General features: G+C 59.5%; 24 protein-coding genes and 1 tRNA gene. 5 read left to right on the top strand and 20 right to left on the bottom strand.

Annotation, left to right across the window (positions count from 1 at the left end; all coding sequences use genetic code 11):
* Nucleotides 1–104 precede the first annotated feature (104 nt).
* Nucleotides 105–479 (top strand): (2Fe-2S)-binding protein, encoded by a 375-nt coding sequence (locus JNB88_RS33545; RefSeq protein WP_081930819.1) that lies wholly within the window; start codon nucleotides 105–107, stop codon nucleotides 477–479.
* Entirely contained in the window at nucleotides 445–930 is a 486-nt protein-coding gene (gene bfr / locus JNB88_RS11290; RefSeq protein WP_037131754.1) for a bacterioferritin, read from the top strand. The genes JNB88_RS33545 and bfr overlap by 35 nt, the downstream gene beginning before the upstream one ends.
* Before the next feature lie 37 nt (nucleotides 931–967).
* Here the strand turns inward: bfr and JNB88_RS11285 are convergent, their stop codons facing one another.
* The 6 genes from JNB88_RS11285 to rsfS form a co-directional block, all read right to left on the bottom strand.
* Nucleotides 968–1,501 carry an RNA pyrophosphohydrolase gene (locus JNB88_RS11285; protein WP_220355546.1) on the bottom strand — a complete coding sequence of 178 codons (534 nt, stop codon included), beginning with the start codon at nucleotides 1,499–1,501 and terminating at the stop codon, nucleotides 968–970.
* Between the two features lie 12 nt (nucleotides 1,502–1,513).
* On the bottom strand, nucleotides 1,514–2,716 hold the full coding sequence (locus tag JNB88_RS11280) for a divergent polysaccharide deacetylase family protein (protein WP_220355545.1): 1,203 nt from the start codon (nucleotides 2,714–2,716) through the stop codon (nucleotides 1,514–1,516).
* Nucleotides 2,717–2,796: 80 nt separating this feature from the next.
* The gene (locus JNB88_RS11275; RefSeq protein WP_037131747.1) at nucleotides 2,797–4,119 is read right to left on the bottom strand and encodes a S41 family peptidase; all 1,323 of its coding nucleotides are present in this window, start codon (nucleotides 4,117–4,119) and stop codon (nucleotides 2,797–2,799) included.
* Complete coding sequence (locus tag JNB88_RS11270) at nucleotides 4,109–5,578, bottom strand: murein hydrolase activator EnvC family protein (RefSeq protein ID WP_220355544.1); 1,470 nt, start codon at nucleotides 5,576–5,578, stop codon at nucleotides 4,109–4,111. The genes JNB88_RS11275 and JNB88_RS11270 overlap by 11 nt, the downstream gene beginning before the upstream one ends.
* A 118-nt stretch (nucleotides 5,579–5,696) precedes the next feature.
* Entirely contained in the window at nucleotides 5,697–6,179 is a 483-nt protein-coding gene (rlmH, locus tag JNB88_RS11265) for a 23S rRNA (pseudouridine(1915)-N(3))-methyltransferase RlmH (protein ID WP_220355543.1), read from the bottom strand.
* 117 nt (nucleotides 6,180–6,296) lie between these two features.
* A complete protein-coding gene (gene rsfS / locus JNB88_RS11260) occupies nucleotides 6,297–6,740 on the bottom strand; it encodes a ribosome silencing factor (protein WP_220355542.1) in 444 nt (147 codons plus the stop codon).
* A gap of 206 nt (nucleotides 6,741–6,946) precedes the next feature.
* Here rsfS and JNB88_RS11255 point away from each other — a divergent pair, with 206 nt between their 5' ends.
* On the top strand, nucleotides 6,947–7,318 hold the full coding sequence (locus JNB88_RS11255; RefSeq protein WP_037131736.1) for a winged helix-turn-helix domain-containing protein: 372 nt from the start codon (nucleotides 6,947–6,949) through the stop codon (nucleotides 7,316–7,318).
* On the opposite strand, the gene modC is transcribed toward JNB88_RS11255, so the two are convergent.
* From modC to obgE, 7 genes are all read right to left on the bottom strand, one after another.
* Nucleotides 7,319–8,386 (bottom strand): molybdenum ABC transporter ATP-binding protein, encoded by a 1,068-nt coding sequence (gene modC / locus JNB88_RS11250; RefSeq protein ID WP_220355541.1) that lies wholly within the window; start codon nucleotides 8,384–8,386, stop codon nucleotides 7,319–7,321.
* Complete coding sequence (gene modB, locus JNB88_RS11245) at nucleotides 8,383–9,084, bottom strand: molybdate ABC transporter permease subunit (RefSeq protein WP_220355540.1); 702 nt, start codon at nucleotides 9,082–9,084, stop codon at nucleotides 8,383–8,385. Before modB ends, modC begins: the two co-directional genes overlap by 4 nt.
* 73 nt (nucleotides 9,085–9,157) lie before the next feature.
* Nucleotides 9,158–9,940: a molybdate ABC transporter substrate-binding protein gene (modA, locus tag JNB88_RS11240; protein ID WP_220355539.1), complete on the bottom strand. Its 783-nt coding sequence runs from the start codon at nucleotides 9,938–9,940 to the stop codon at nucleotides 9,158–9,160.
* A 486-nt stretch (nucleotides 9,941–10,426) separates the two neighbouring features.
* Nucleotides 10,427–11,014: a nicotinate-nucleotide adenylyltransferase gene (locus JNB88_RS11235; RefSeq protein ID WP_222858007.1), complete on the bottom strand. Its 588-nt coding sequence runs from the start codon at nucleotides 11,012–11,014 to the stop codon at nucleotides 10,427–10,429.
* A 37-nt stretch (nucleotides 11,015–11,051) separates the two neighbouring features.
* Nucleotides 11,052–12,335, bottom strand: a complete 1,284-nt coding sequence (locus tag JNB88_RS11230) for a glutamate-5-semialdehyde dehydrogenase (RefSeq protein WP_220355537.1) — start codon at nucleotides 12,333–12,335, stop codon at nucleotides 11,052–11,054.
* Complete coding sequence (gene proB, locus JNB88_RS11225) at nucleotides 12,328–13,497, bottom strand: glutamate 5-kinase (protein WP_037131721.1); 1,170 nt, start codon at nucleotides 13,495–13,497, stop codon at nucleotides 12,328–12,330. The genes JNB88_RS11230 and proB overlap by 8 nt, the downstream gene beginning before the upstream one ends.
* A complete protein-coding gene (obgE, locus tag JNB88_RS11220) occupies nucleotides 13,484–14,566 on the bottom strand; it encodes a GTPase ObgE (protein WP_220355536.1) in 1,083 nt (360 codons plus the stop codon). Before obgE ends, proB begins: the two co-directional genes overlap by 14 nt.
* Nucleotides 14,567–14,650: 84 nt before the next feature.
* Here obgE and JNB88_RS11215 point away from each other — a divergent pair, with 84 nt between their 5' ends.
* Entirely contained in the window at nucleotides 14,651–15,514 is an 864-nt protein-coding gene (locus JNB88_RS11215) for an endonuclease/exonuclease/phosphatase family protein (RefSeq protein WP_220355535.1), read from the top strand.
* 43 nt (nucleotides 15,515–15,557) lie between these two features.
* Here the strand turns inward: JNB88_RS11215 and JNB88_RS11210 are convergent, their stop codons facing one another.
* The 4 genes from JNB88_RS11210 to rplU form a co-directional block, all read right to left on the bottom strand.
* Nucleotides 15,558–16,145, bottom strand: a complete 588-nt coding sequence (locus JNB88_RS11210; RefSeq protein WP_220355534.1) for a GNAT family N-acetyltransferase — start codon at nucleotides 16,143–16,145, stop codon at nucleotides 15,558–15,560.
* Nucleotides 16,142–16,798, bottom strand: coding sequence for a GNAT family N-acetyltransferase (locus JNB88_RS11205; protein ID WP_037131714.1), 657 nt, complete (start codon nucleotides 16,796–16,798; stop codon nucleotides 16,142–16,144). Before JNB88_RS11205 ends, JNB88_RS11210 begins: the two co-directional genes overlap by 4 nt.
* A gap of 126 nt (nucleotides 16,799–16,924) precedes the next feature.
* Nucleotides 16,925–17,194 (bottom strand): 50S ribosomal protein L27, encoded by a 270-nt coding sequence (gene rpmA, locus JNB88_RS11200; protein ID WP_018855954.1) that lies wholly within the window; start codon nucleotides 17,192–17,194, stop codon nucleotides 16,925–16,927.
* Between the two features lie 34 nt (nucleotides 17,195–17,228).
* Nucleotides 17,229–17,546, bottom strand: coding sequence for a 50S ribosomal protein L21 (rplU, locus tag JNB88_RS11195; protein WP_007528566.1), 318 nt, complete (start codon nucleotides 17,544–17,546; stop codon nucleotides 17,229–17,231).
* Nucleotides 17,547–17,850: 304 nt separating this feature from the next.
* On the opposite strand from rplU, the gene JNB88_RS11190 reads away from it, so the two are divergent.
* Nucleotides 17,851–17,940: transfer RNA gene (locus JNB88_RS11190), tRNA-Ser, on the top strand.
* A gap of 43 nt (nucleotides 17,941–17,983) precedes the next feature.
* On the opposite strand, the gene JNB88_RS11185 is transcribed toward JNB88_RS11190, so the two are convergent.
* Genes JNB88_RS11185 through JNB88_RS11175 form a run of 3 tightly spaced genes read right to left on the bottom strand, consistent with a single transcriptional unit; the run spans nucleotide 17,984 to nucleotide 21,616 of the window.
* Complete coding sequence (locus JNB88_RS11185) at nucleotides 17,984–18,748, bottom strand: crotonase/enoyl-CoA hydratase family protein (RefSeq protein WP_220355533.1); 765 nt, start codon at nucleotides 18,746–18,748, stop codon at nucleotides 17,984–17,986.
* Nucleotide 18,749: 1 nt separating this feature from the next.
* Nucleotides 18,750–19,634 carry a hydroxymethylglutaryl-CoA lyase gene (locus JNB88_RS11180; RefSeq protein WP_220355532.1) on the bottom strand — a complete coding sequence of 295 codons (885 nt, stop codon included), beginning with the start codon at nucleotides 19,632–19,634 and terminating at the stop codon, nucleotides 18,750–18,752.
* Entirely contained in the window at nucleotides 19,631–21,616 is a 1,986-nt protein-coding gene (locus tag JNB88_RS11175; protein WP_220355531.1) for an acetyl/propionyl/methylcrotonyl-CoA carboxylase subunit alpha, read from the bottom strand. Before JNB88_RS11175 ends, JNB88_RS11180 begins: the two co-directional genes overlap by 4 nt.
* Nucleotides 21,617–21,623 lie beyond the last annotated feature (7 nt).

Raw genomic sequence — 21,623 nt, 5'->3', positions numbered from 1 at the left:
GCGGCTCATCAAGCCTCTCCTTTCTGCACCGCGCACGCCCAACGAGGCTCCTTTGCGTTTTCACCGCATGCGACGAATGGACCAGTTGGTGATTCGATTCTTTCTTGACAACCGCCGTCTTCTTTTGCACAAAAGGCGATAGTGAATGTCATGTTTGGAATGACGACGTGCTTGTCTGCAGCTGCAATTACATAACTGATCACGAAATCCGCGAAGTCATCAACGAACTTCTCGATCAGGACTGTTGGCAGCTCATAGTGCCTGCAAAAGTCTACCACGCCATGGAGAAACGGGGCCGCTGCTGTGGCTGCTTCCCGAACGTGGTGGACATTATCATCCAAACAACAGAGGAATATCACGCCCGTCACCACTCGACGGAAGCCGAAATATTTGATTTCATGTCCCGCCTCAGAAACTTCCACGAAGAAAACAGGAGAGCGGACATTGAAAGGCGACAAAAAAGTCATCGAGCGGCTTAACGAGGCCCTCTTTTTAGAGCTAGGCGCCGTAAACCAGTATTGGGTCCACTACCGACTCCTTGAGGATTGGGGTTACACCAAGCTGGCTAAAAAGGAGCGCGCCGAATCCATCGAAGAAATGCATCACGCCGACCGCCTGGTCGCGCGTATCATTTTCCTCGAAGGCCATCCCAATCTACAGACCCTTGCGCCACTTCGCATCGGCCAGAACGTGAAGGAAGTTCTGGAAGCCGATCTTGCTGGCGAGTACGAGGCGCGTACAGCCTACAAGAAATCACGCGACATCTGTCATGAGGCCGGCGACTATGTCTCGATGAAGCTTTTCGAGGAGCTGCTGGCGGATGAGGAAGGTCATATCGACTTCCTCGAAACGCAGCTGGAGCTGCTCGGCAAGATTGGCGAAGCGAAGTACGGTCAACTCAACGCCGACTCTGCCAACGAGGCCGAATAAAGATTGGCAATGACCGGCGACCTTGGTCGCCGGTCATTCACTTTGCCGCGCCCAAAGCGGCAAAGTGCCTGAACTCATCGACGACCTGTTCGTAGACGGTCCGCTTGAAGGGCACGATCAGATCGGGCAGGCTCTCCATTGGCTTCCACTCCCACGCATCGAATTCCGCCGCATGACCACCCGGCGGGGGATTGATCGCGACCTCGCTCTCGTCTCCATCGAAACGGAATGCGAACCAGCGCTGCGTCTGGCCGCGAAACTTCCCCTTCAGCCCGATGCCAACCAGTTGCGGCGGCAGATCGTAGTTGATCCAGTTCCTCGCTTCCGCCAGCAGCGTCACCGTGCGAATGCCGGTTTCCTCGTAAAGCTCGCGATAAGCGGCCTCCAATGGATCCTCGCCTTTGTCGATGCCGCCTTGCGGCATCTGCCAAAGTTGCGGCGATCCGTCGTATTCGGAGTTCTCCTCCGGGATTCGCCTTCCCGCCCAAACAAGACCTTCACGATTGAGGATCATAACGCCGACACAGGGACGATACGGCAGGTCTTCAGCTTTTACGATCGGCTTGCTCATTCGCTCTCTCTACTATGGTCTCTTGGGGTCATTGGTCAGCGCAGCGACACCGACGATCTCAATGCCGCGCATCGCGGCCTCCTCGGTCCATTGTGCAATCGCATCGATGCTCTCATCGAATGCGGCAGCGACCCCGATCGCCTGCCCGTTGCGCCTTGCAACTCGCTCTAGTTCGTCCAGCTTCTGGATGATGGCGTTCACGTCAAGCTGCTTGTCCAACTGAACGTCGGCGAAGGCGTATGGCAGCTCGGTTCCCTTCGCAATGATCGCTGTCTTGGACTGGGCCGACGTTCCGTCATCGAGAAACAGCAGCCCACGTTTGCCAATGTCGCGCATGACCGGCTCCATAGCATTGGGATCGGAAAGGAAGCGCCCACCCTGATAATTCATGATGCCGGTGTAGTTGGTGATCTCGCCCATCGCGCGATGCAGGCTTTCGATATTCTTGGCGACCGGCTTCGAGATCAGCAGCGTGTCGGGCCCAGGATCGTTCGCCGGGTAATCAAACGGCTCGAATGGCACCTGCAGCAGGATCTCATGGCCACCCCGGCGCGCCTCCTGCATCCAGCGTTGCAAGCTATTGCCGCTGGCGGCGAACGCAAATGTCACCTCCTCCGGCAGTTGCTGAATGGCACGCTGGGTGCCTGTCTGGCTCAGTCCGAGACCGCTTACGACGATGGCAATCCGTGTCCCGTGCGCGCCGGACCACGGACGAGCATACTGGTCCATCGGGCGACGCCCGTCCGTCCCGACAATTGGCAACCGTCCCAGCGGCGTCTCTTCCAGAAGGGCCTCGTTCGGTATGGCCGCCATCCTTGGATCCTGGCCGACCTGCGACGCATCAACTAGCACCGGACCATTCCCGTCACGCTGTCTTGGAGAGTATTTCGTGACGACCGAACCATCTCCAGTCACCATTTGCTCCACATTGGCGCCCGATCGTGGGTCGGATATCAACATACCGCTGGGAGCAGGGGCAGACTGGTCTTGCGGCGGAACCTGATTTTGAATGGTGTCGGAAGGCGGCACCGGCTGATCTTGCGTCGGCGGGTTCTGGCGGTCCAGCCCATCACCACGAAACGCTGTGTAGAGGGACGACGCGCCAATCAGTACAAGGCAAAGCCCGGCGACAACACGACCCGTTCGCAGGATGCCCGGCCGTTCGCGGCTTGCCTTGCGATTCTGTCCCAGTGGTGCATGAAGATCGGTGTTCAAGCGTCTTTCCCGTTCGGAATCAGGACAGCAAAAAGGCGTCAGGCCGGACACACGATCCGGCCTGACGCCTCGAATTGCGGTTACTTGGCGCTAACGGCCTTGTCCGGATTGGGCGGGAAGGCCGGATCGGTCTTCTTGCCACGCAGCAGGTCGAGCGCGTAGTTGAGCTGGACGTCATCCTTCGGATCCGGAGGAACATAGGCGACCGAGCCGGAGCCCTCGTCCGTTTCGCTCTGACCCTTGATATGGCCGCGCAGGCTCGATTCACCTTCGGTGACCATCTTGCCCTTGAGTTCTTCCGGCAGGGGCTCCTCGACCTTGATATCAGGTGTGATGCCGGTGCCCTGGATAGAGCGGCCCGACGGCGTGTAGTAGAGTGCCGTCGTCAGTCTCAATGCGCCGTTTTCGCCGAGCGGGATGATCGTCTGAACCGACCCCTTACCGAAGGAGCGGGTGCCAAGCACGGTCGCACGGCGCAGATCCTGCAACGCGCCGGCAACGATTTCCGACGCAGATGCCGAGCCGCCGTTGATCAGCACGATCACGGGCTTTCCATCGGTCAGATCACCTGGACCGGCATTGAATCGACGCGTCTCATCCGGATTGCGCCCGCGGGTCGAAACCACTTCGCCGCGCTGCAGCAGCGCATCCGAAACCTGAATTGCCTGATCGAGCAGACCGCCCGGGTTCAGGCGCAGGTCGAGAACATAGCCCTTCAGCTTGTCGGCCGGAACTGTCTTCTTGATCTTCTCGATCGCCTTCTCAAGGTCAGGATAGGTCTTCTCCGTAAAGGAGATGACGCGCAGGTAACCGACATCATCCTCGACGCGCGACTTCACGGCCTGAACCGCAACGACATCGCGGACGATCGTCAGTTCGATCGGCTTGTCGGCGCCCTTGCGGATCAGCGTCAGCTTGATCGGCGTATTGACCGGACCGCGCATCTTTTCGACCGCATCTTCCAGCTTCAGACCACGAACGGACTGGCCATCGATCTCGGAAATGTAGTCGCCCGCAAGAACGCCGGCCTTTGCTGCAGGCGTGTCGTCGATCGGCGTGATGACCTTGACGAGTTCATCTTCCATCGTGACTTCAATACCGAGGCCGCCAAACTCGCCCTTGGTCTGGGTCTGCATATCGGCCGCATCCTTCGCATTCATGTAGCTCGAATGCGGATCCAGCGAGGAAAGCATGCCGTTGATAGCGTTTTCAATGAGTTTATCTTCGGCCGGCGGTGTCACGTACTGAGCACGCACACGTTCAAACACATCACCAAAAACGGAAAGCTCCTTGTAAGTGGACGCTCCCGCCGCTTCCGCAGGCACACCCGCCGAATAGATGACGCTCATCGCGGTCGCACCCATCAATGCGCCGACCAGAACAAGAGAAGCCCTACGAATCATTGCGTGCCTTTCCAGTGTCTTTAGCGGTCCACCACGGCCGGGAATCGACCGGTTTTCCACCTTTTCGAAATTCAATGTAAAGCGTTGGACGGTTGGTTTCCAGCGCCAATGCGGTCGCGCTCGCCACTCTTTTTGCGCCCATGACGGCCAGCGGTTCGCCGGCGAAAACAAACTTGCCCTGGCGCGCGCTGATTGTCTCCATTCCGGAGAGAACGAGATGGTAACCGTCGCCGGCATCGAGGATGATCATTTGGCCATAGCTGCGGAATGCTCCCGCATACACAACGAGTCCATCGGCGGGCGCGGTGACCACCGTTTCCGGATTGGTGGCAAGCGTCATTCCCATCGCCTCATGGCCAGTTCCGTCGGCATCGCCGAACTCACGGAGGATATCGCCAGCCACAGGCAATTCCAACTTAGCCTTCAATTCTCCGAACGGATATGCGGGCGCAATGCGGTTTTTATCAGGCACGCCGCTCTCCGCGAGCGCCTTGGCCTGGGCCCGCTGTTCATCGGTCAGGAGCCTACGGTTCTCCTCGGCTTGGCGCGCTGCGGCGGCAGCCTCACGAACCGACGCAATCTCGGTTTCCATCGAAGCGACGAGGCTCTCCAGGCTCGTCGCCTTGCTTGCAAGATCTTCCGAGCGCTTCTTCTCGGCATCCAGTTCGGCGGCGTTGCTGCGACTCAGCTTCTCGTTTTCAGCAAGAAGCAGGTCCATGCGACGTTCCTCTTCGAGGCTGTTCGTCATCGTCGCGGTCAGGCTGGCCTTCTCCGCCGCACTTGCCGCCTGCAGAGAGGAAAGATTAGCAAGGTCGGCAACAAGCTTGTCGGTTTCCTTACGGACACCAGGGACAACGGCGCCGAGCAAAATCGCGCTCCGCACTGAAGCCAATGCGTCGTCAGGAGTGACGAGGAGTGCTGGCGGCGGATTTCGCCCCATCCGCTGCAAGGCGCCCAACACCTCGGCAAGCAAGCCGCGTCGCTCGTGCAGAGACCGCCGAACCGCATCTTCCTTGACACCAAGGTCGGCAAGCTTTCTCTCGCTGTCCAGAATCTGTTTCTCGAGCGACTTGCGGCGTGTCGCTGAATCAATCAACGCCTGACGAACGCTGCTGGTGCTTTTATCGAGCTCGTCAATGCTTTTCTGAAGCTCAACAACTCGATCAGAGGAAAGGCCTATGGTCTTTGACAGGGATTCGAGTTCGGCCCGTGTCTCGTCCCGCTTCCGCGCCAGCTCGGCCGCCGGGTCCGGTGGCGGCGGCGCGACCGTGGGCTTCGTTGTCGCTGAGGCTTCTGTTACCGTTGACGTCGTCGAAGGCGCGGCCGCATTCCCCTCTGGCGCTTCCTGCGCGAACGCGTTGATCGCGAAGGGGCGATCCAGCGACGCCACAGACACGCTCAAGCCTGCGGCGAGCGCCGGCAGAATGACATACTTTTGCTTGAGCACACGTGTCAGCATACGGAGCTGGAAGACCCTTTCAAATCGCGCGGAGATTAAGCTGATTTGACATGCATTTCCAGATCCATTGAGGTCTGGGGCCTATGCTGCCGGACACTCCTGCGTGAGCGGGCGAGGGTCAAACTCGATGATACGGGTGGCCGGAGAGAATGGTGACAGCCCGGTACAGCTGTTCAGCGATCAATGTACGAACCAACTGATGTGGCCAGGTCATCTTTCCGAGACAAAGCGTGGCGTCGGCAAGGTCATAGAGGGATGGATCGAGGCCATCGGCGCCACCGATCGCGATCGTCAAATCGCGCTTTCCCTGGTCACGGTAGTTTCCCAGAAGATTGGCAAATCCTTCACTGTCCAGTGCCTTGCCCCGCTCGTCCAGCAAGATGAGAACGCTCCCGTCGGTGAGCGACTTTTGCAGCATCAACGCTTCGTCGCGCTTGCGGGTATCGGCATTCGAAGAGCGGCTTTCGGCAACTTCGGACACACGAGAGAATTCAAGGCCGACTGCGGGGCCAGCCTTGGCAAAACGGTCAAAATAACGGGCTGCAAGATCCTTCTCGGGGCCGGACTTCAGCCGCCCCACTGCAAAAAGACCAACACGCATCGCCCGCTCCCGCAAATTCGGCATTTTGCGGCACATTCGTACCGCGGGCCGAGTTCGCTAATCCGACCCAATGAAATGCCGTCTATCAGGCGCCGGACGCGACGTCCAGGCAACCTGTCAGTGCACCGTCTCCTCGTCCATATCAGGCGCGGCCCACATCTTTTCGATGTTGTAGAACTCGCGTATCTCTGGGCGGAAGACATGCACGATGATGTCGCCGGTGTCGATCAGGATCCAATCGCCGCCTTCTTGACCTTCGACGCGGGCACTTCCGAAACCCTCATCTTTCAGGTCAGTCAGCAGGTGGTCGGAGATCGCCAGAACATGCCTGCTCGAGCGCCCTGAGACGACAACCATGAAGTCTCCAAGCGCAGATTTTCCAGCAATGTCAATGGTGACAATATCTTCGGCCTTAGAGTCCTCAAGGCTTGTGAGAACGGCGTGTAGGGCGCGGGCGGCAGCATCGGCGCCACGTTCCGGGCTCTTCGGGACAACGGCAAGCGTTTTTCCCTTGGCGTGTACTGTTGTCAGTGCTTTTCCTTTCTCGGAATGACAAAGCATGCACATCACTGATTTGGTGACCAAATCATGCTTAAGATAGGCACCAAACCATTAACGTTTCAAGACGCGGGCAATCACAAAGCGTGAACAACCGTTTTGACACGACAGATTATCCTTGGCGGCAAACTGTAGGCTACCGGCCGTGTACAGTCGTTGTGACCGCACGTAAAGTAAGCTTCCCGTTCAAGACTCCAAAAGACCCGTCCATGAAAAGCCCTGCCGCAGATACACTCACTCCAATTCTTCGCATCAGCTTTCCCCACGAAGACCGGCTGGGGCGAGGCAAAATGGAGCTGTTGGAGCAGATCCGGGAGACGGGCTCGATTTCCGCCGCGGGCAGAGCGATGGACATGTCGTATCGTCGGGCCTGGCTGCTTGTCAGTGATATGAACAGGATGTTCCGCGAGCCCGTCGTCGAGTCCCAACGTGGCGGTCAGAAGGGAGGGGGCGCTGCCCTAACGCCATTTGGCGATGAACTGCTTGCCCGCTTCCGAAAGATGGAACGCGTGTTGAAGTCTGCACTTGCCGAGGATCTGGCGTGGCTGGAGGAGAACCGATCGCCAAACGACCATGGCTGATCATGGCTCCAGGGCAACGGTCTTGATGATGGCGAAGACGGGCGTCCCGATCCTCAAGCCGAGCCGCTCTCCCGAAAAGCTCGTGATCCGGGCAAGAATTGCGTCTCCACCGCAGTCGACGAGAACATCGATCGTTGCATCGTCGGCCGGCGTCAGACTTCTCACGGTTCCTTCCAGAACGTTCAAAGCGCTCAACGCTTCGGGCTTACGCAGAGCAAGCATCACATCGCGGGAGGGAATGCGGACTCGGACCACCTTGCCGGGGGCAAGCATCGTTCCCGGGACATGAAGTTGCGCCGACTTCAGGGCAATCGTCGCGATTTGATGATGGCCGTTAATGGTTTCGACTTTCCCCTCAAGAAGAGCCCCGGCCTCACGCCGCTCAAATGAGGCAGGCGGATGGCTGAGCACGTCAGGGGCCGAACCGACCGCTTCTACCTTGCCATCCCGCATGACCACGACCTGGTCAGCGAGGCGCGCTACCTCCGTGATCGAATGACTGACATAGACGATCGGGATATCCATCTCGTCACGCAACCGCTCGAGATACGGCATGACCTCGGCCTTCCGGGCATCATCCAAAGCCGCCAGCGGTTCGTCCATCAATAATAGACGGGGAAGCGACAGCAGAGCCCGCCCAATTGCCACTCGCTGCTTCTCGCCGCCCGAGAGCTTTTCCGGTCGGCGTTCGAGGAGGCTTTCGATACCAAGCAATTCAACAATGCGGTCCAGGCTCTCCGGCGAACCACCAGCTTTGGCGAACCAGCGACCATAGGACAGATTGTGGCGAACATTGAGGTGCGGAAAAAGCCGCGCTTCCTGAAAGACATAGCCAAATCTCCGGCGATGCTTGGCGACGAAGATCCGCCGGCCCGTGTCGGTCATTGTCTCGCCGTCCAGAATAACCTGTCCGCTGTCTGGCCGCGCCAATCCGGCAATGATGCGGATCATCGACGTCTTGCCGGAACCGGAACGTCCGAAGAGCGCGGTAATTCCCCGCTCCGAGGTAAAGGCAGCATCCAGCGAAAAAGCGCCGAGTTGCTGCTTTGCTTTCACAACGAGCGTCATTCCGGATCGATCCTCCGACCGGCGAGACGCGATAGAAACTCCGAGGCAAGCAACGCGACCATTGAAATGGCGACGGCGATGAGCGTCAGCCGTAGTGCTCCGGCGTCCCCGCCCGGGACTTGGGTAAAGGAGTAGATCGCGGCCGAAAGCGTCTGTGTCTCCCCTGGAATGTTGGAGACGAACGTAATTGTTGCCCCGAACTCCCCCATCGCCTTGGCAAAGGAAAGGATCATTCCGGCAATGATCCCGGGCAACGTCAGCGGCAATGTTATGGTCATGAAGACCCAAAGTGGACTGGCTCCCAGCGTCCCTGCCGCCTCCTCCAGTTTTCTGTCGACCGCTTCGATCGAAAGCCGGATGCTGCGCACCATCAAGGGGAAGGCCATGACCGCGCAAGCGAGAGCCGCGCCAGTCCAGCGAAACGAGAAGACGATGCCGAAATATTGGTCCAGGAAACTGCCGATCGGTCCACGCCGACCAAATAGGATCAGCAAGATGAAACCTGTGACCACAGGCGGCAGGATCAACGGCAAATGAACAAAGCCGTTGAGAAGCGACTTGCCCCAGAACCGTCCGCGCGCCAGCAAGAGAGCAACGCCGATGCCGAATGGCAGGCTCGCCAGCATCGCGACCACTGATACGCGCAAGCTGAGCAAGATTGCCGTCCACTCATCGTTGCTCAAGCCAAACGCATTCAAGCCGTTTCTCCAAAAATAGAAGGCCCGATCTGACGGGCCTTCTCACGCTATGTCTTCATGCGAAAATCCGCAATCATTTCAAAACGGTGAAACCCTGCTCGGCAAAGAAATGAGCCGCCCTTTCTGATTTCAGGAATTCCAGATAGGCAGCAGCCTCCGGGTTCTTGCTCTCGGAGAGAATAGCGACCGGATAGATGATCGGGGGATGCGATTCCGCCGGGAACGTGCCGACCACAGCAACGCCCGGATCTGCGGACGCGTCGGTCTGGTAGACGATGCCATAAGGCGCCTCGCCGCGCGACACCAGGGCGAGCGCAGCCCGAACGCTTTCCGCACCCGCTACCTTGGATTCGACCGAGGACCAGACACCCAGCGATTCGAGCGCGGCTTTGCCGTACTTGCCAGCTGGCACAGACTTCACTTCGCCCATGGCGAGCTTGCCGTCACCGAGCAGAGCAGCAAGGTCAAACCCCTTTTTGATATCGACCGGCTTGGCATGATCCTTGGCCGCAACAAGGACGATCTTGTTGCCCAAAAGATTAGATCGTGTGTCGGCCTTGATGAGATCTTTCTTGGCAAGGTACTCCATCCAATCAAGATCAGCCGACATGAAGATGTCGGCGGGCGCACCACCTTCGATCTGCTTCGCAAGCGCCGAACTCGCTGCGTATGAGGCGACAGCCTCCTTACCCTCCTTCGCCCAAGCGGCGTTGGCGGCGTCGAGGGCGTTCTTCAGGCTGGCCGCGGCAAACACGGTAACCTTCTCCGCAGCTGCTGCGGGTGTTGCGGCAACACCAAGGAAGACTGCCGAAACGGCAGCGGCGATGACTTTGATCCATTGACGGCGACTGTACATGATTTCTCCCCGAGCTCTTCGAAATATCCGGAGAAATATAACGTTACCAGCGCCTTGGCTAGCGCTATATTTATGCAAGCATAACCATTCCGTTCACTGGCCGCCCTCACGCATTCATGAAGTGCATAACTGAGGTCGCCGAGCGCCCTAGACGATAGGAGTGCCCCCATAATTCTAGGGCAAAACTTCCCAACGAGTTGAGACTCCGGCAAAAATCGTCGTAGATGCAAAAGAATTGAGCAAACTGGACGCAGCGCCTATCCGAAGCCATGCCTTGGGCGCATTGCTGCAATGCAGTGAACCCGCTTCAAAAATCCGGGGTTTATGGTACAACACACTCATCGAACGGCATCTCCTCCTCCCAAAGCCGTTGGATAGGATCGGCAACACTCCTCCTCCCAGTTGTCGATCGAGTTTACGAAGCCCGACGGATCTCCTCCCCCGTCGGGCTTTTCGTTTATCAAACCGCAGAAAAATCGCGTTACTTCAGGATGCCATTCGTTGGCGGATCGCGGTCGAGCTAAGACCGGAACGTGGACCATGAATGAAGGTCCAGGCTGGCGCGCGCCGTTTCCACAGCGCCCGTGAATCGTCCTCATCAACACGGGCAAAATCGAACGTCCTCGCCATCTTCGATGACAGGAACGACAGCGTGGAGCCCGGGCGGTCGATAACAGCAATTGGAAACGTGTTGACGATGTCCTGCCACCGCTGCCACAGATGGAACGTCTTCAGGCTGTCCGCGCCCATGATCCAGATAAAATGGACATGCGGATTGCGCGCCTTGACCCGCGCCAACGTGTTCGCCGTGAAGCTCGTTGCAAAATCGCGCTCGAACGCAGTGACCTTGATCGAAGGATGTCGGGCAAGACGCTCGCTCAACGCAATGCGCTCTGCAAGCGGCAAAAGCTGGCGTCTATCCTTGAGCGGATTGCCAGGAGTGACGATCCACCACAACTGGTCCAGGCCGAGCCGCTTGATCGCAATCTCGGCAACCAGCCCATGACCGTCATGCGGCGGATTGAACGAACCGCCGAACAGACCGACGACCATCCCCCGCTCGGTATGCGGCATGCGAAGATAGCGTCGGTCGACTTCGTCGTTGGTCACGTCAGGGCCGGGTTTGTCCGGTGCCGTGCACCCGATATTTGAAGGATGTCAGCTGCTCGACGCCGACGGGACCGCGGGCATGCATCTTACCCGTGGCGATGCCGATCTCCGCCCCCATCCCGAACTCGCCGCCATCGGCAAACTGGGTGGATGCATTGTGCAGCAGGATTGCGGAATCGACCTCGGTGAAGAACCGCTGAACCACATCTGGATCCTCGGCAATGACAGCCTCGGTATGATTAGAGGAGTAGGTCTGGATATGCTGGATCGCACCGGAAATACCGTCGACAACGGCAACAGAAACGATGGCATCGAGATACTCTGTCGACCAATCTTCCTCGGTGGCAGCCTTCACACCGGGCATCGCCTGAACGACGGCCGCCGAACCGCGGATCTCGCAACCGGCGCCTGCGAGGGCCTCCAGCAACGGGCGAAGATGGATGCTGGCCGCAGCGCTGTCCACAAGGATGGTTTCCACCGCGCCGCAGATTCCCGTGCGCCGCATCTTTGCGTTGACGATGATCTCCTTGGCCATGGCAAGATCGGCCGAGGCATCCACATAGATATGGCAAAGCCCTTCAAGGTGCGCAAAAACGGGCACCCTCGCCTCGCTCTGAACGCGCGCAACAAGGCTCTTGCCGCCGCGCGGAACGATAACGTCGATCGCACCATCCAGTCCGCGCAACATCGCGCCGACCGCGGCCCGATCGGTTACTGGCACGAGCTGGATCGAGTGCTCAGGTAATCCGACAGACTTTAGGCCCTGTACGAGGCAGGCATGAATTGCCTGCGATGAACGCCGCGAGTCCGAACCACAACGCAGAATTACCGCGTTACCGGCTTTCAGGCAGAGCGCGCCGGCATCCGCCGTCACATTCGGACGGCTCTCGAAAATCACGCCGATGACACCGAGCGGCGTACGAACGCGCTCGATCTTCAAGCCATTCGGACGGTCCCAGGCTGCAATCACCTCGCCAACAGGATCCTTGAGGGCAGCGATCGCGCGAATGCCTTCAGCCATCTCGGCCACGCGCTTTTCAGTCAGTGTTAAGCGGTCGACAAATGACGCGAGCATATCCGTGCCGGCGACATCCTTCAGATCCTTTGCGTTCTCGGCGAGGATATGATCCTTGTTGGCAAGGATCGCATCCGCCATGGCATTCAGCGCCTTGTTTTTGGCTTCGGTGGACACAAAGCCCAACGGTCGCGCGGCAGCCTTGGCTTTGCGGCCGATGTCGTTCATCAGCGCGTCAATGTCGGGGCTCTGCGCAACGGTATCAAGCATAGCTTGTGTCCTTCTTCTGCCTTTCCGATTTCGAACCGATCTGCGACGTCATCACCATGTCGTCGCGATGGATCATTGCTGCGCGCCCCGCGTAACCGAGGACTGCCTCGATCTCCGCCGATTTGCGCCCGGTAATCTGCCGCGCCTCTTCGGCATCGTATCCGGCAAGTCCGCGCGCGATCTCGCGCCCATGCGGACCGACGATAGCCACGGTATCACCGCGGCTGAAAAGCCCGACAACCTTGCGCACGCCGGCTGGCAGCAGGCTCTTGCCGGCACCGAGTGCAGCAACGGCGCCCTCATCGACGTGAAGCTCGCCTGCCGGCTGCAGCTGGCCGGCAATCCAGGTTTTTCTGGCGGTGACAGGGGTCCCGGAAGGGGCAAACCAAGAGGAGCGCGCGCCGTTCTCGATTGCCGAGAGCGGGCTGTCCGTCTTTCCTGACGCAATGATCATGGCACAGCCGGCCGTCGTCGCGATCTTGCCGGCATCGATCTTGGTGCGCATGCCGCCACGCGACAACTCTGATGCCGCGCCCCCTGCCATGGCTTCAATCTCGGCCGTAATCTCGGGGATGGTGGCGAGAAATTCCGCCTGCGGATCAAGGTGCGGCGGCGCCGTGTAGAGGCCGTCGATGTCGGATAGCAAGATCAACAGATCGGCCCCGGTCATCGTCGCGACCCGAGCGGCCAAGCGATCATTGTCGCCGTAGCGGATTTCGCTGGTGGCAACAGTATCGTTCTCGTTGATGATCGGCACCGCGCCGATCTTCAGAAGCTGGTTGATGGTGGCGCGCGCGTTGAGATAGCGGCGGCGCTCTTCGGTATCGCCGAGCGTCAGGAGAATCTGACCGGCAACGATCTCGTCCCGTGACAGGCTTTCCGACCAGGCGCGCGCCAAGGCAATCTGGCCGACGGCCGCCGACGCCTGGCTTTCCTCCAGCTTCAAGGCGCCCGAAGGCAGGTCGAGGACGGAGCGACCAAGCGCAATAGCACCGGAGGAAACGACGAGGACATCAACACCCTTGGCCTTCAGGGCCGCGATATCGCGGCACATCGCGTCGAGCCACGCCTTCTTCAGGCCCGTCTTGCGATCGACGAGGAGGGCCGAACCGATCTTGATGACGACACGGCGATAACGCTCGAGCGACTTACGCGTCGTCATTGGCCTCGCCTTCATCGTCCGACACCATATCGCGGTGGCGCAGCTTCGGTGCCTTCGCGAGTTTTTCGGCCGTGCCGGCATTCGCCTCGACGATGATATCCCGCAAGGCACGCAACACTTCCGTCATGCCCTTGCCCGTGGCTGCGGAAATCTGGAACGGCGTCCTGCCGCAGGCCTTGGCAAGTTCCTTGGTTTTCTTCTTCAGCGTAGCATCATCAAGCACATCGATCTGCGAAAGCGCAACGATCTCCAGCTTGTCGCCAAGATCACCGCCGTATGCCTCGAGTTCACGGCGAACGGTCGTGTACGCCTTGCCAACCTTCTCCTCCTGCGAGGAGACAAGATGCAGCAGCACACGCGTACGCTCGACGTGACCAAGGAACCGGTCCCCAATCCCGACGCCTTCATGCGCGCCTTCAATCAACCCCGGAATGTCGGCAAGGATGAACTCCTGGCCATCAACCGTCGCGACACCGAGGTTCGGGTGCAATGTCGTGAAGGGATAGTTAGCGATCTTCGGCCGGGCGCGAGTGACAGCGGCAAGGAACGTAGACTTGCCGGCGTTCGGCAGTCCGACGAGACCGGCATCTGCAATCAGTTTCAGATGCAGCCAGATCGTCTTTTCTTCCCCGGGAAGACCGGGGTTGGCCCAGTCCGGCGCCTGGTTGACCGAGGATTTGAAGTGCGCGTTTCCGAAGCCCCCGTTGCCGCCAGTAGCGAGCCGGAAGCGTTGACCTTCCACGGTGAGGTCGCAGATCAGCGTTTCCTGGTCTTCCTCGAAGACCTGCGTACCGACAGGCACCTTCAGTGTCACGTGGTCGCCATTGGCCCCGGTACGGTCCCTGCCCATCCCGTGCGTGCCGACCTTGGCCTTGAAGTGCTGCTGGTAGCGAAAATCGATCAGCGTGTTGAGGCCATTGACTGCCTCGACCCAGACATCGCCGCCGCGTCCGCCGTCACCACCATCCGGGCCGCCGAATTCGAGGAATTTCTCGCGCCGGAACGAGACGCTGCCCGCGCCGCCGTCTCCAGACTTGATATAGACCTTTGCTTCGTCGAGAAATTTCATTTTACTTCCATTGTCCGGTGGCTGTTCATCGCCCCTCTTGCCGCTTTCGATATAGGCGGTTCAATCGGAGGTCAAAGGATTATCGTGAAGTTTGCGAGCTATAACATACAGTACGGCTTCGGTCTTGATGGCATCTACGACCTCGACCGAATCGCTGCGAGCCTCGAGGGCGCCGACATCATCGCGCTCCAGGAGGTCACTCGCGGCTTCGCCAGGAACGACTATGCCGACATGGTGGCCGACCTTGCGGCGCTTTTTCCCAACCATTTCTGGGTGTATGGACCGGCTTGCGACCTGCATATCGAAGAGGGTTCCGATGGCTGGCCGCCACGCGGAACGCGCTTCCAATTCGGCAACATGATACTCTCGCGCTGGCCGATCCTCTCGACCCGAACGCTGCTTCTGCCGCGCAGCCGAACGATCTCCAAGGTCAATCTCCAGCGCGGCGCAACGGAGGCCGTTATCGAAACGCCAGCGGGGGCAATGCGTGTCTACTCGGTGCATCTCGATCACGTCTCCATCGACGAGCGCAGCCGGCAACTCGTCCATCTGAACGAGCGCATCAACGCGTTCGTCTCCGAGGGCGGCTCCGTCACGGGCGCGGTTGAATTCGAGGTCGATGACCCGCCATTGCCCGAGGATTACGTCGTCATGGGTGACTTCAACATGACGCCGGAGTCGCCGGAATACTCCATTCTTGCCGGCGCCAAGGACGGCTATTACGGCCGCGTTCCGCGCATTGGCACGCCTGTCGACGCGCTTGCGGCGTTGGAGGCTTACTCGCCCGGCAGCTATAGCTGGATGGATCCCAAGGATCATGGCAAACGCATGCATCTCGATTACATCTTTGTCAGCTGCGGCCTCGTGGGCCGCCTTACATCGGCAAAGATCGATACCGACTCGGTCGGCTCCGATCACTTCCCTGTCTGGGTCGAGATCGACAGCTGAGGGTTGAGGCGCCCCGACGCATCGGGACGCCTCTTTCTTCACTTCAAGCGATCCTCGCCTGTTGCAGGGCACCCGGCTTCAGCATCGTCTCGACATGTGTGACCATGGTGTTGCGCGCGAAGCTGTAGATCTCACTGCAGCCGATCATGCGAAAGCCGAGCTTTTCCTGCAACTTCAGCGAGGCCGGATTGTCGGCGAACACGCCGGAGTGAACCGTCGTATCGGGCATGCGGTGCGAAAAGCGCTCCAACACGGCCGATACCGCTTCGCTCATGTAGCCGCGCCGCCAGTAGAAGCGGTTCAGCCAGTAGCCAACGTGCCATAGACCATGGCGAAGCTCGACGGCGACGACGCCGATATGAGCATCGTCGCCAGTCGTGATCGCAAACTGCCAGTCGGGCATGCTGCCAGCCGTCACCGGTACCAGCCAATCGAGCGCGTCCTGCCTGTCGTAAGGGGCCGGAACACGCGCGAGCATGCGGGTAACAGCGAAATCGGACAGCGTGTCCGCGATCGCATCTGCATCGCTCAGCCTGTGTGGACGGAGCACGAGCCGGTCGGTGGCAATGACCGGCAACGGGCCGGGCGTCATCGACTGGCTCCTGGGTCGTTGAAGACTGATCGCGTTCATAAGACGCTCCCCCAGCTTCTCAGCGACATCCAGGTCTTCCGATCAAGCCTGTACCACTCGACCGGCACGTTGCTGCCAAGCGCCAGCGACGCCGCAAGCCCCGATCCCTGGAACTGGAAGCCGCACTTCTGGATGACCCGCCGCGACGCGACGTTCATCACCCGGCACCGGGCATCGATCTGATCGACATCTTCACGCGTGCGAAAGACCATATCGACCAGGGCGTGGCACGCCTCGGTCATAAAGCCTTGATTCCAGTACGGTTCTCCTAGCCAGTAACCGATCTCGACGGTCCGGCCGTCAAGATGCGGCTCAACTCCGCAGCACCCCATGAAGGCGCCGTTCTCGGCTTTGGTAATCGCATAGACGCACTTGCCAATCTCGCCGTTTTTCGTGCGTCGCACGAAGTCGGCGGCATCATTGGCCGTGTACGGGTGCGGCATACGCGACACCATGGTGGCGACTTTGGCGTTGTTGGCAAGATGGGCAAGGGCGTCAATGTCTTCTTCGTGCGGCGCGCGCATGACGAGCCGTTCCGAGAGTAAGACAGGGCAATCGGTCCTTAACCGCTCCGGCCTCAGCCGTTCCTTGGGAGACCGCTGGTCTTCCCTGAAAGACCGCGATTGGCCTTCCCTCAACAATTCGCCTTGCATGTTCAGTCCTCCTTCGTTGGACAAGAAAAAAGGGGAGATGGCGCCCCATCTCCCCTGTTTTCTGGACTGAACCTGATACGCTCAGCCGGGTCGATGAGACGCCGGCTGTTTTAGAGCGCTACCGGCTTATTCCGCTGCTTCCGCTTTCGGCATTACAGACACGTACACGCGGCCATTGGCCTTCGTACGGTAGTTCACATTGCCGGCCGTAAGCGCAAAAATGGTGTGGTCCTTGCCGAGGCCGACGTTGGCGCCCGGATGCCACTGCGTACCGCGCTGACGCACGATGATGTTGCCTGCGATGACGGTTTCGCCACCGAACTTCTTCACGCCAAGGCGCTTGGATTCGGAATCACGACCGTTGCGCGATGAACCGCCAGCTTTTTTGTGTGCCATTGGTGTTCTCCTTTAAACCTTAAGTCCCGTGATCTTACTTGGCAGCCACGATGTCCGTGATGCGGACAACAGTGTGGTGCTGGCGATGGCCGCGCGAACGCTTCGAGTTCTGACGACGGCGCTTCTTGAAGGCGATGACCTTCTTGCCGCGGTTGTGCTCGACCACTTCGGCCTTGACGGAAGCGCCCTTGACGAAGGGAGCACCAATCGCAGCGTCGGCGCCTTCGCCGATTACGAGGACTTCGGTGAATTCAATTGCGTCGCCAGCGGTTGCTTCAAGCTTCTCGATGGTCAGCACGTCGTTTGCCGCCACACGGTACTGCTTACCGCCGGTCTTGATGACTGCGAACATTTTTTATCCTTTCATGTTCGTTCCGGCTCATACCCGCAACAAGCAGGTGGCCGTCTTTTTATCAGTCGAGGTTAAGCAGGGATTTCAGCGGCTTTCGCCCCGAATCTCACTGCCGATGATCCGCCCCGCGCGAGCGCAGGACTGGTAAGGCGCAGACTTATCCACACCTATTGCGAAGCCGAGATACGCGAGGCCCAAAACACTGTCAAGGCAAAAGGATGAAAACCTTGAGATTTCGTCTTGCCAGCCCGAACTTTCATCGCTATGAGACAGCCCGCGCCGAACAAGCGCCGACCAACGAAGCGGAGAGGTGGCTGAGTGGTCGAAAGCACCGCACTCGAAATGCGGCATACGGGCAACCGTATCGTGGGTTCGAATCCCACCCTCTCCGCCATTGATTCAAATCAGCAGTTCTCAAAACCTGATGCCCGTTCGTTCTACGAACGCTTTTCGAAAAAAGCTGCGATGCCAGCCTTTGCCTCGTCCGTTTCCCAGCTGTCTGCGAGCTGAGCAACCACGCTTTCTATGACCTCGTTCGTGATGGGCGTCGCTAGAGAACGCACGAGTGCCTTGGCGCGCGCTGCAGCCTGCGGTGAAGCCGCGATAAATTCGGCCACTTCCCTACCCACGGCCTGATCAAGGTCACCAGGCGCCACAACGGAAGCAACAAGACCGATTGACTTGGCTTCGGCAGCGTCGAATGTTCGACCGGAAACAAAGAGAGATCGCGCGGCGGCGCCGATGCGCGCCACCACATAAGGGCTGATCGTTGCCGGTATCAGGCCAAGCCGGACTTCCGTCAGACCGAAACGCGCGGTCTCCGAGGCGATCACAGTGTCGCAGACGCTGATCAATCCAATACCACCACCGAAGGCACTTCCGTGAACGCGGCCGATGAGTGGCTTCGGAACCTCGTTCAGGACCTTGAACATCATTGCGAGCCGCCGTGCTTCCGTCATCCTTTCCGTCCGGCCCGCCTTGAACTGGGCTCTCATCCACTCCAGGTCGCCGCCGGCACAGAAGCTTTTGCCCGCCCCGGCCAGCACGATAGCGCGCACATTCCTGTCCGATCCAAGCACATTTGCGGCCTCCGTCAATTCATCGATCATTTTGGCGGACATGGCATTGTGCTTGTCTTCGCGAGCGAGTGTAAGCCGCGCGACACCGCGTTCGTCGATCGAAATCATCAGCGTTTCCGGCATATCACGCGCTCCTGAGGCTTTGCGCAAAATGCGCGGCCTGCTCTAGCTTCTCCGGCAAAAGCCCGGTCCGGTAGCCCTTTCGGGCAAGAAATTGCGCGACAGCCAAAGTGTCGACATTGCCCTTCGCGCCCGGGGCATAAGGGCAACCGCCCAGACCGCCGATCGCCGCGTCGAAAACCCTCAACCCGTGCTTCAACGACACTTCGATATTGTCGAGAGCCCAGCCGTCGGTGTCATGGAAATGGCCGGCAAGCATCGTCGCCGGCGCATAGGATAGAACCGTCACCAGCATCTGATCGACCTCCTCCGGCTGACCTTTGCCGATCGTATCGCCAAGGCTGATTTCGTAGCAGCCCAAGGCATGCAGGCTCTCGACCACGCGCGCCGCGGCATCCGGCGAAATGGCGCCCTCATAGGGACATTCGACGACGCAACTGACATAACCGCGCATCGGGATGCCCCGCCGGCGGCTTGCTTCCGCAACCGGCTTGAAGCGCTCGATGCTCTCGGCGATCGAGCAGTTGATATTCTTTTGAGAAAAACTTTCCGAGGCGGAAGCGAAGATGGCGACTTCGTCTGCGCCTGCCGCTACGGCGGCATCGAACCCTTTCATGTTCGGCGTCAGGACCGCGTAGCGGACTCCCGGCCTGCGTTGGATACCGGCCATCACTTCCGCAGCATCGGCAAGCTGGGGCACCCACTTCGGGCTGACGAAGCTTGTCGCCTCGATCCGTTCGAAGCCGCATTCCGAGATCATGTCGATCAGGGCAATCTTCGTCGCCGTCGGGATCAGAGTCTTCTCGTTCTGGAGGCCATCGCGCGGCGCCATCTCGACGATCGACACGTCCCGCGGCAACAATGACGATTCTCCAGGCTGCAAGATCACGCCTCCTCTACCCGAAGCGTCAGAAGCACCGCGCCTTCGTCAACCTGCTGTCCTTCGCTCACCTCGACGGCTTCCACTGTCCCGTCGCGGGCCGCAACGAGCGTGAGTTCCATTTTCATCGCTTCCATGACGACTAGCGCATCGCCCTTGGCAACCTCAGCTCCCGAACTCGTGCGCACGATCTTCACAAAGCCCGGCATCGGGGCGATCAGCCTGTTGCCATCCGCCACATCGCTCGCACTGAAATCGAGTGGGTTCCCGAGGTGGAAGATATGGGTTCTGTGATCGACGCTGACCACCAAGTGATGCGCCGCCAAGCTCGCCTTGGCCTGGACTTGCCGGCCATCGATCTCCACCCGGCATCCGTCCTCCTGCCGACTGACGATTTTCACCGGAATGACGCGCCGGCCGTCGTGTACCGCAAAGAAATCAAACCCCTTAGCGGCAACCCGTAGCGTTGAGTGGGCCCCTTCGTAGGTCAGGGCGACGATACGCTGCATTTCGCTCCAAAGCTGCCAGTGCCCCAGCGTCAACCATGGGTCGCCATCCGATGACTGTCCAAGCGCACCCAGCGACAACACTGCTGCAAGAGCAACAACCGTGTCTGCGGGCGGCTCGATTGCCGTCAGCAATTGAAGATCGCGATCGATCAGCCCGGTATCAGGATGGCCGGCGACGAACTCCTCCTGCATGCTCAACCTGGCCAGAAAGTCCAGATTGGTGGTGACGCCAACGACATGGGAACTTTGCAGCGCACGGGTCAACCGCGACAGTGCGACACTGCGGTTCGGTCCATGCACGATCATCTTGGCAACCAGTGGATCGTAGTGGGCTGAAACCGTATCGCCTGTGCGGATTCCGGCATCGATCCGCGCCGTAACATCCGGAAAATCCAGATGCCTGATCGTTCCCGTAGCCGGCAGGAAGCCCTTGGCGGCATCCTCCGCGTAGATCCGGGCCTCGAAGGCCCAACCGTAGATCTCAAGCTCCGATTGCTTCTTCGGCAGCGGTTCGCCGGCGGCCACACGCAATTGCCACTCGACCAGATCAACTCCGGTAATCGCCTCGGTGACCGCATGCTCGACCTGCAGGCGGGTGTTCATCTCCATGAAGTAGAAGCGGTCGGGCCAGAGGCCGTTTGACACATCCGCGATGAATTCCACAGTGCCGGCCCCACGGTAGGAAATGGCACGCGCCGCACGTACGGCCGCGTCGCCCATCGCGCGGCGCATCTCCGGCGTCATCCCCGGTGCCGGTGCTTCTTCGATCACTTTCTGGTGGCGACGCTGGAGCGAACAATCGCGCTCGAAAAGATGCACGACGTTGCCATGGCGATCGCCGAAGATCTGAACCTCGATATGGCGCGGACGAATGAGGTACCGCTCGATCAGCACGGCATCGTCGCCGAAGGCAGCCTTCGCCTCCCGCCGCGCGGCAGCGAGGGATTCTGGAAAATCCTCTTCGCTGTCGACGCGGCGCATACCCTTGCCGCCCCCACCCGCGCGGGCCTTGATGAGCACTGGATAACCGACAAGGGCCGCCTGATCAGCCAGAAACCCGGCATCCTGCTCTTCGCCGTGATACCCCGGGACCACGGGCACTCCTGACTGATCCATCAGCGCCTTCGCCGCGTCCTTCATTCCCATGGCGCGAATGGAAGATGCCTGCGGCCCGATGAAGACGATGCCCGCAGCCTCGACGGCTGCTGCAAAATCGGCGTTCTCCGAGAGGAACCCATAGCCGGGATGGATTGCCTCGGCGCCGGTCCGCTCAGCTGCCGCCAGAATTCGCTCGGGAGAGAGATAGCTCTCCTGTGCGCTGGCAGGACCAAGGCGAACCGCCTCGTCGGCCATCTCGACATGCAGTGCTCCAACATCGGCATCCGAATAGACCGCCACGGTGGCGATCCCCATACGCCTGGCAGTTCGGATCACCCGGCACGCGATCTCGCCACGGTTTGCGATGAGGATTTTCTGGAACATCGCTACC

It is taken from the genome of Rhizobium cauense (genome assembly GCF_019511525.1).
Classification (GTDB): Bacteria; Pseudomonadota; Alphaproteobacteria; order Rhizobiales; family Rhizobiaceae; genus Rhizobium; species Rhizobium cauense.
This window is presented reverse-complemented; position numbering and strand designations above follow the sequence as displayed.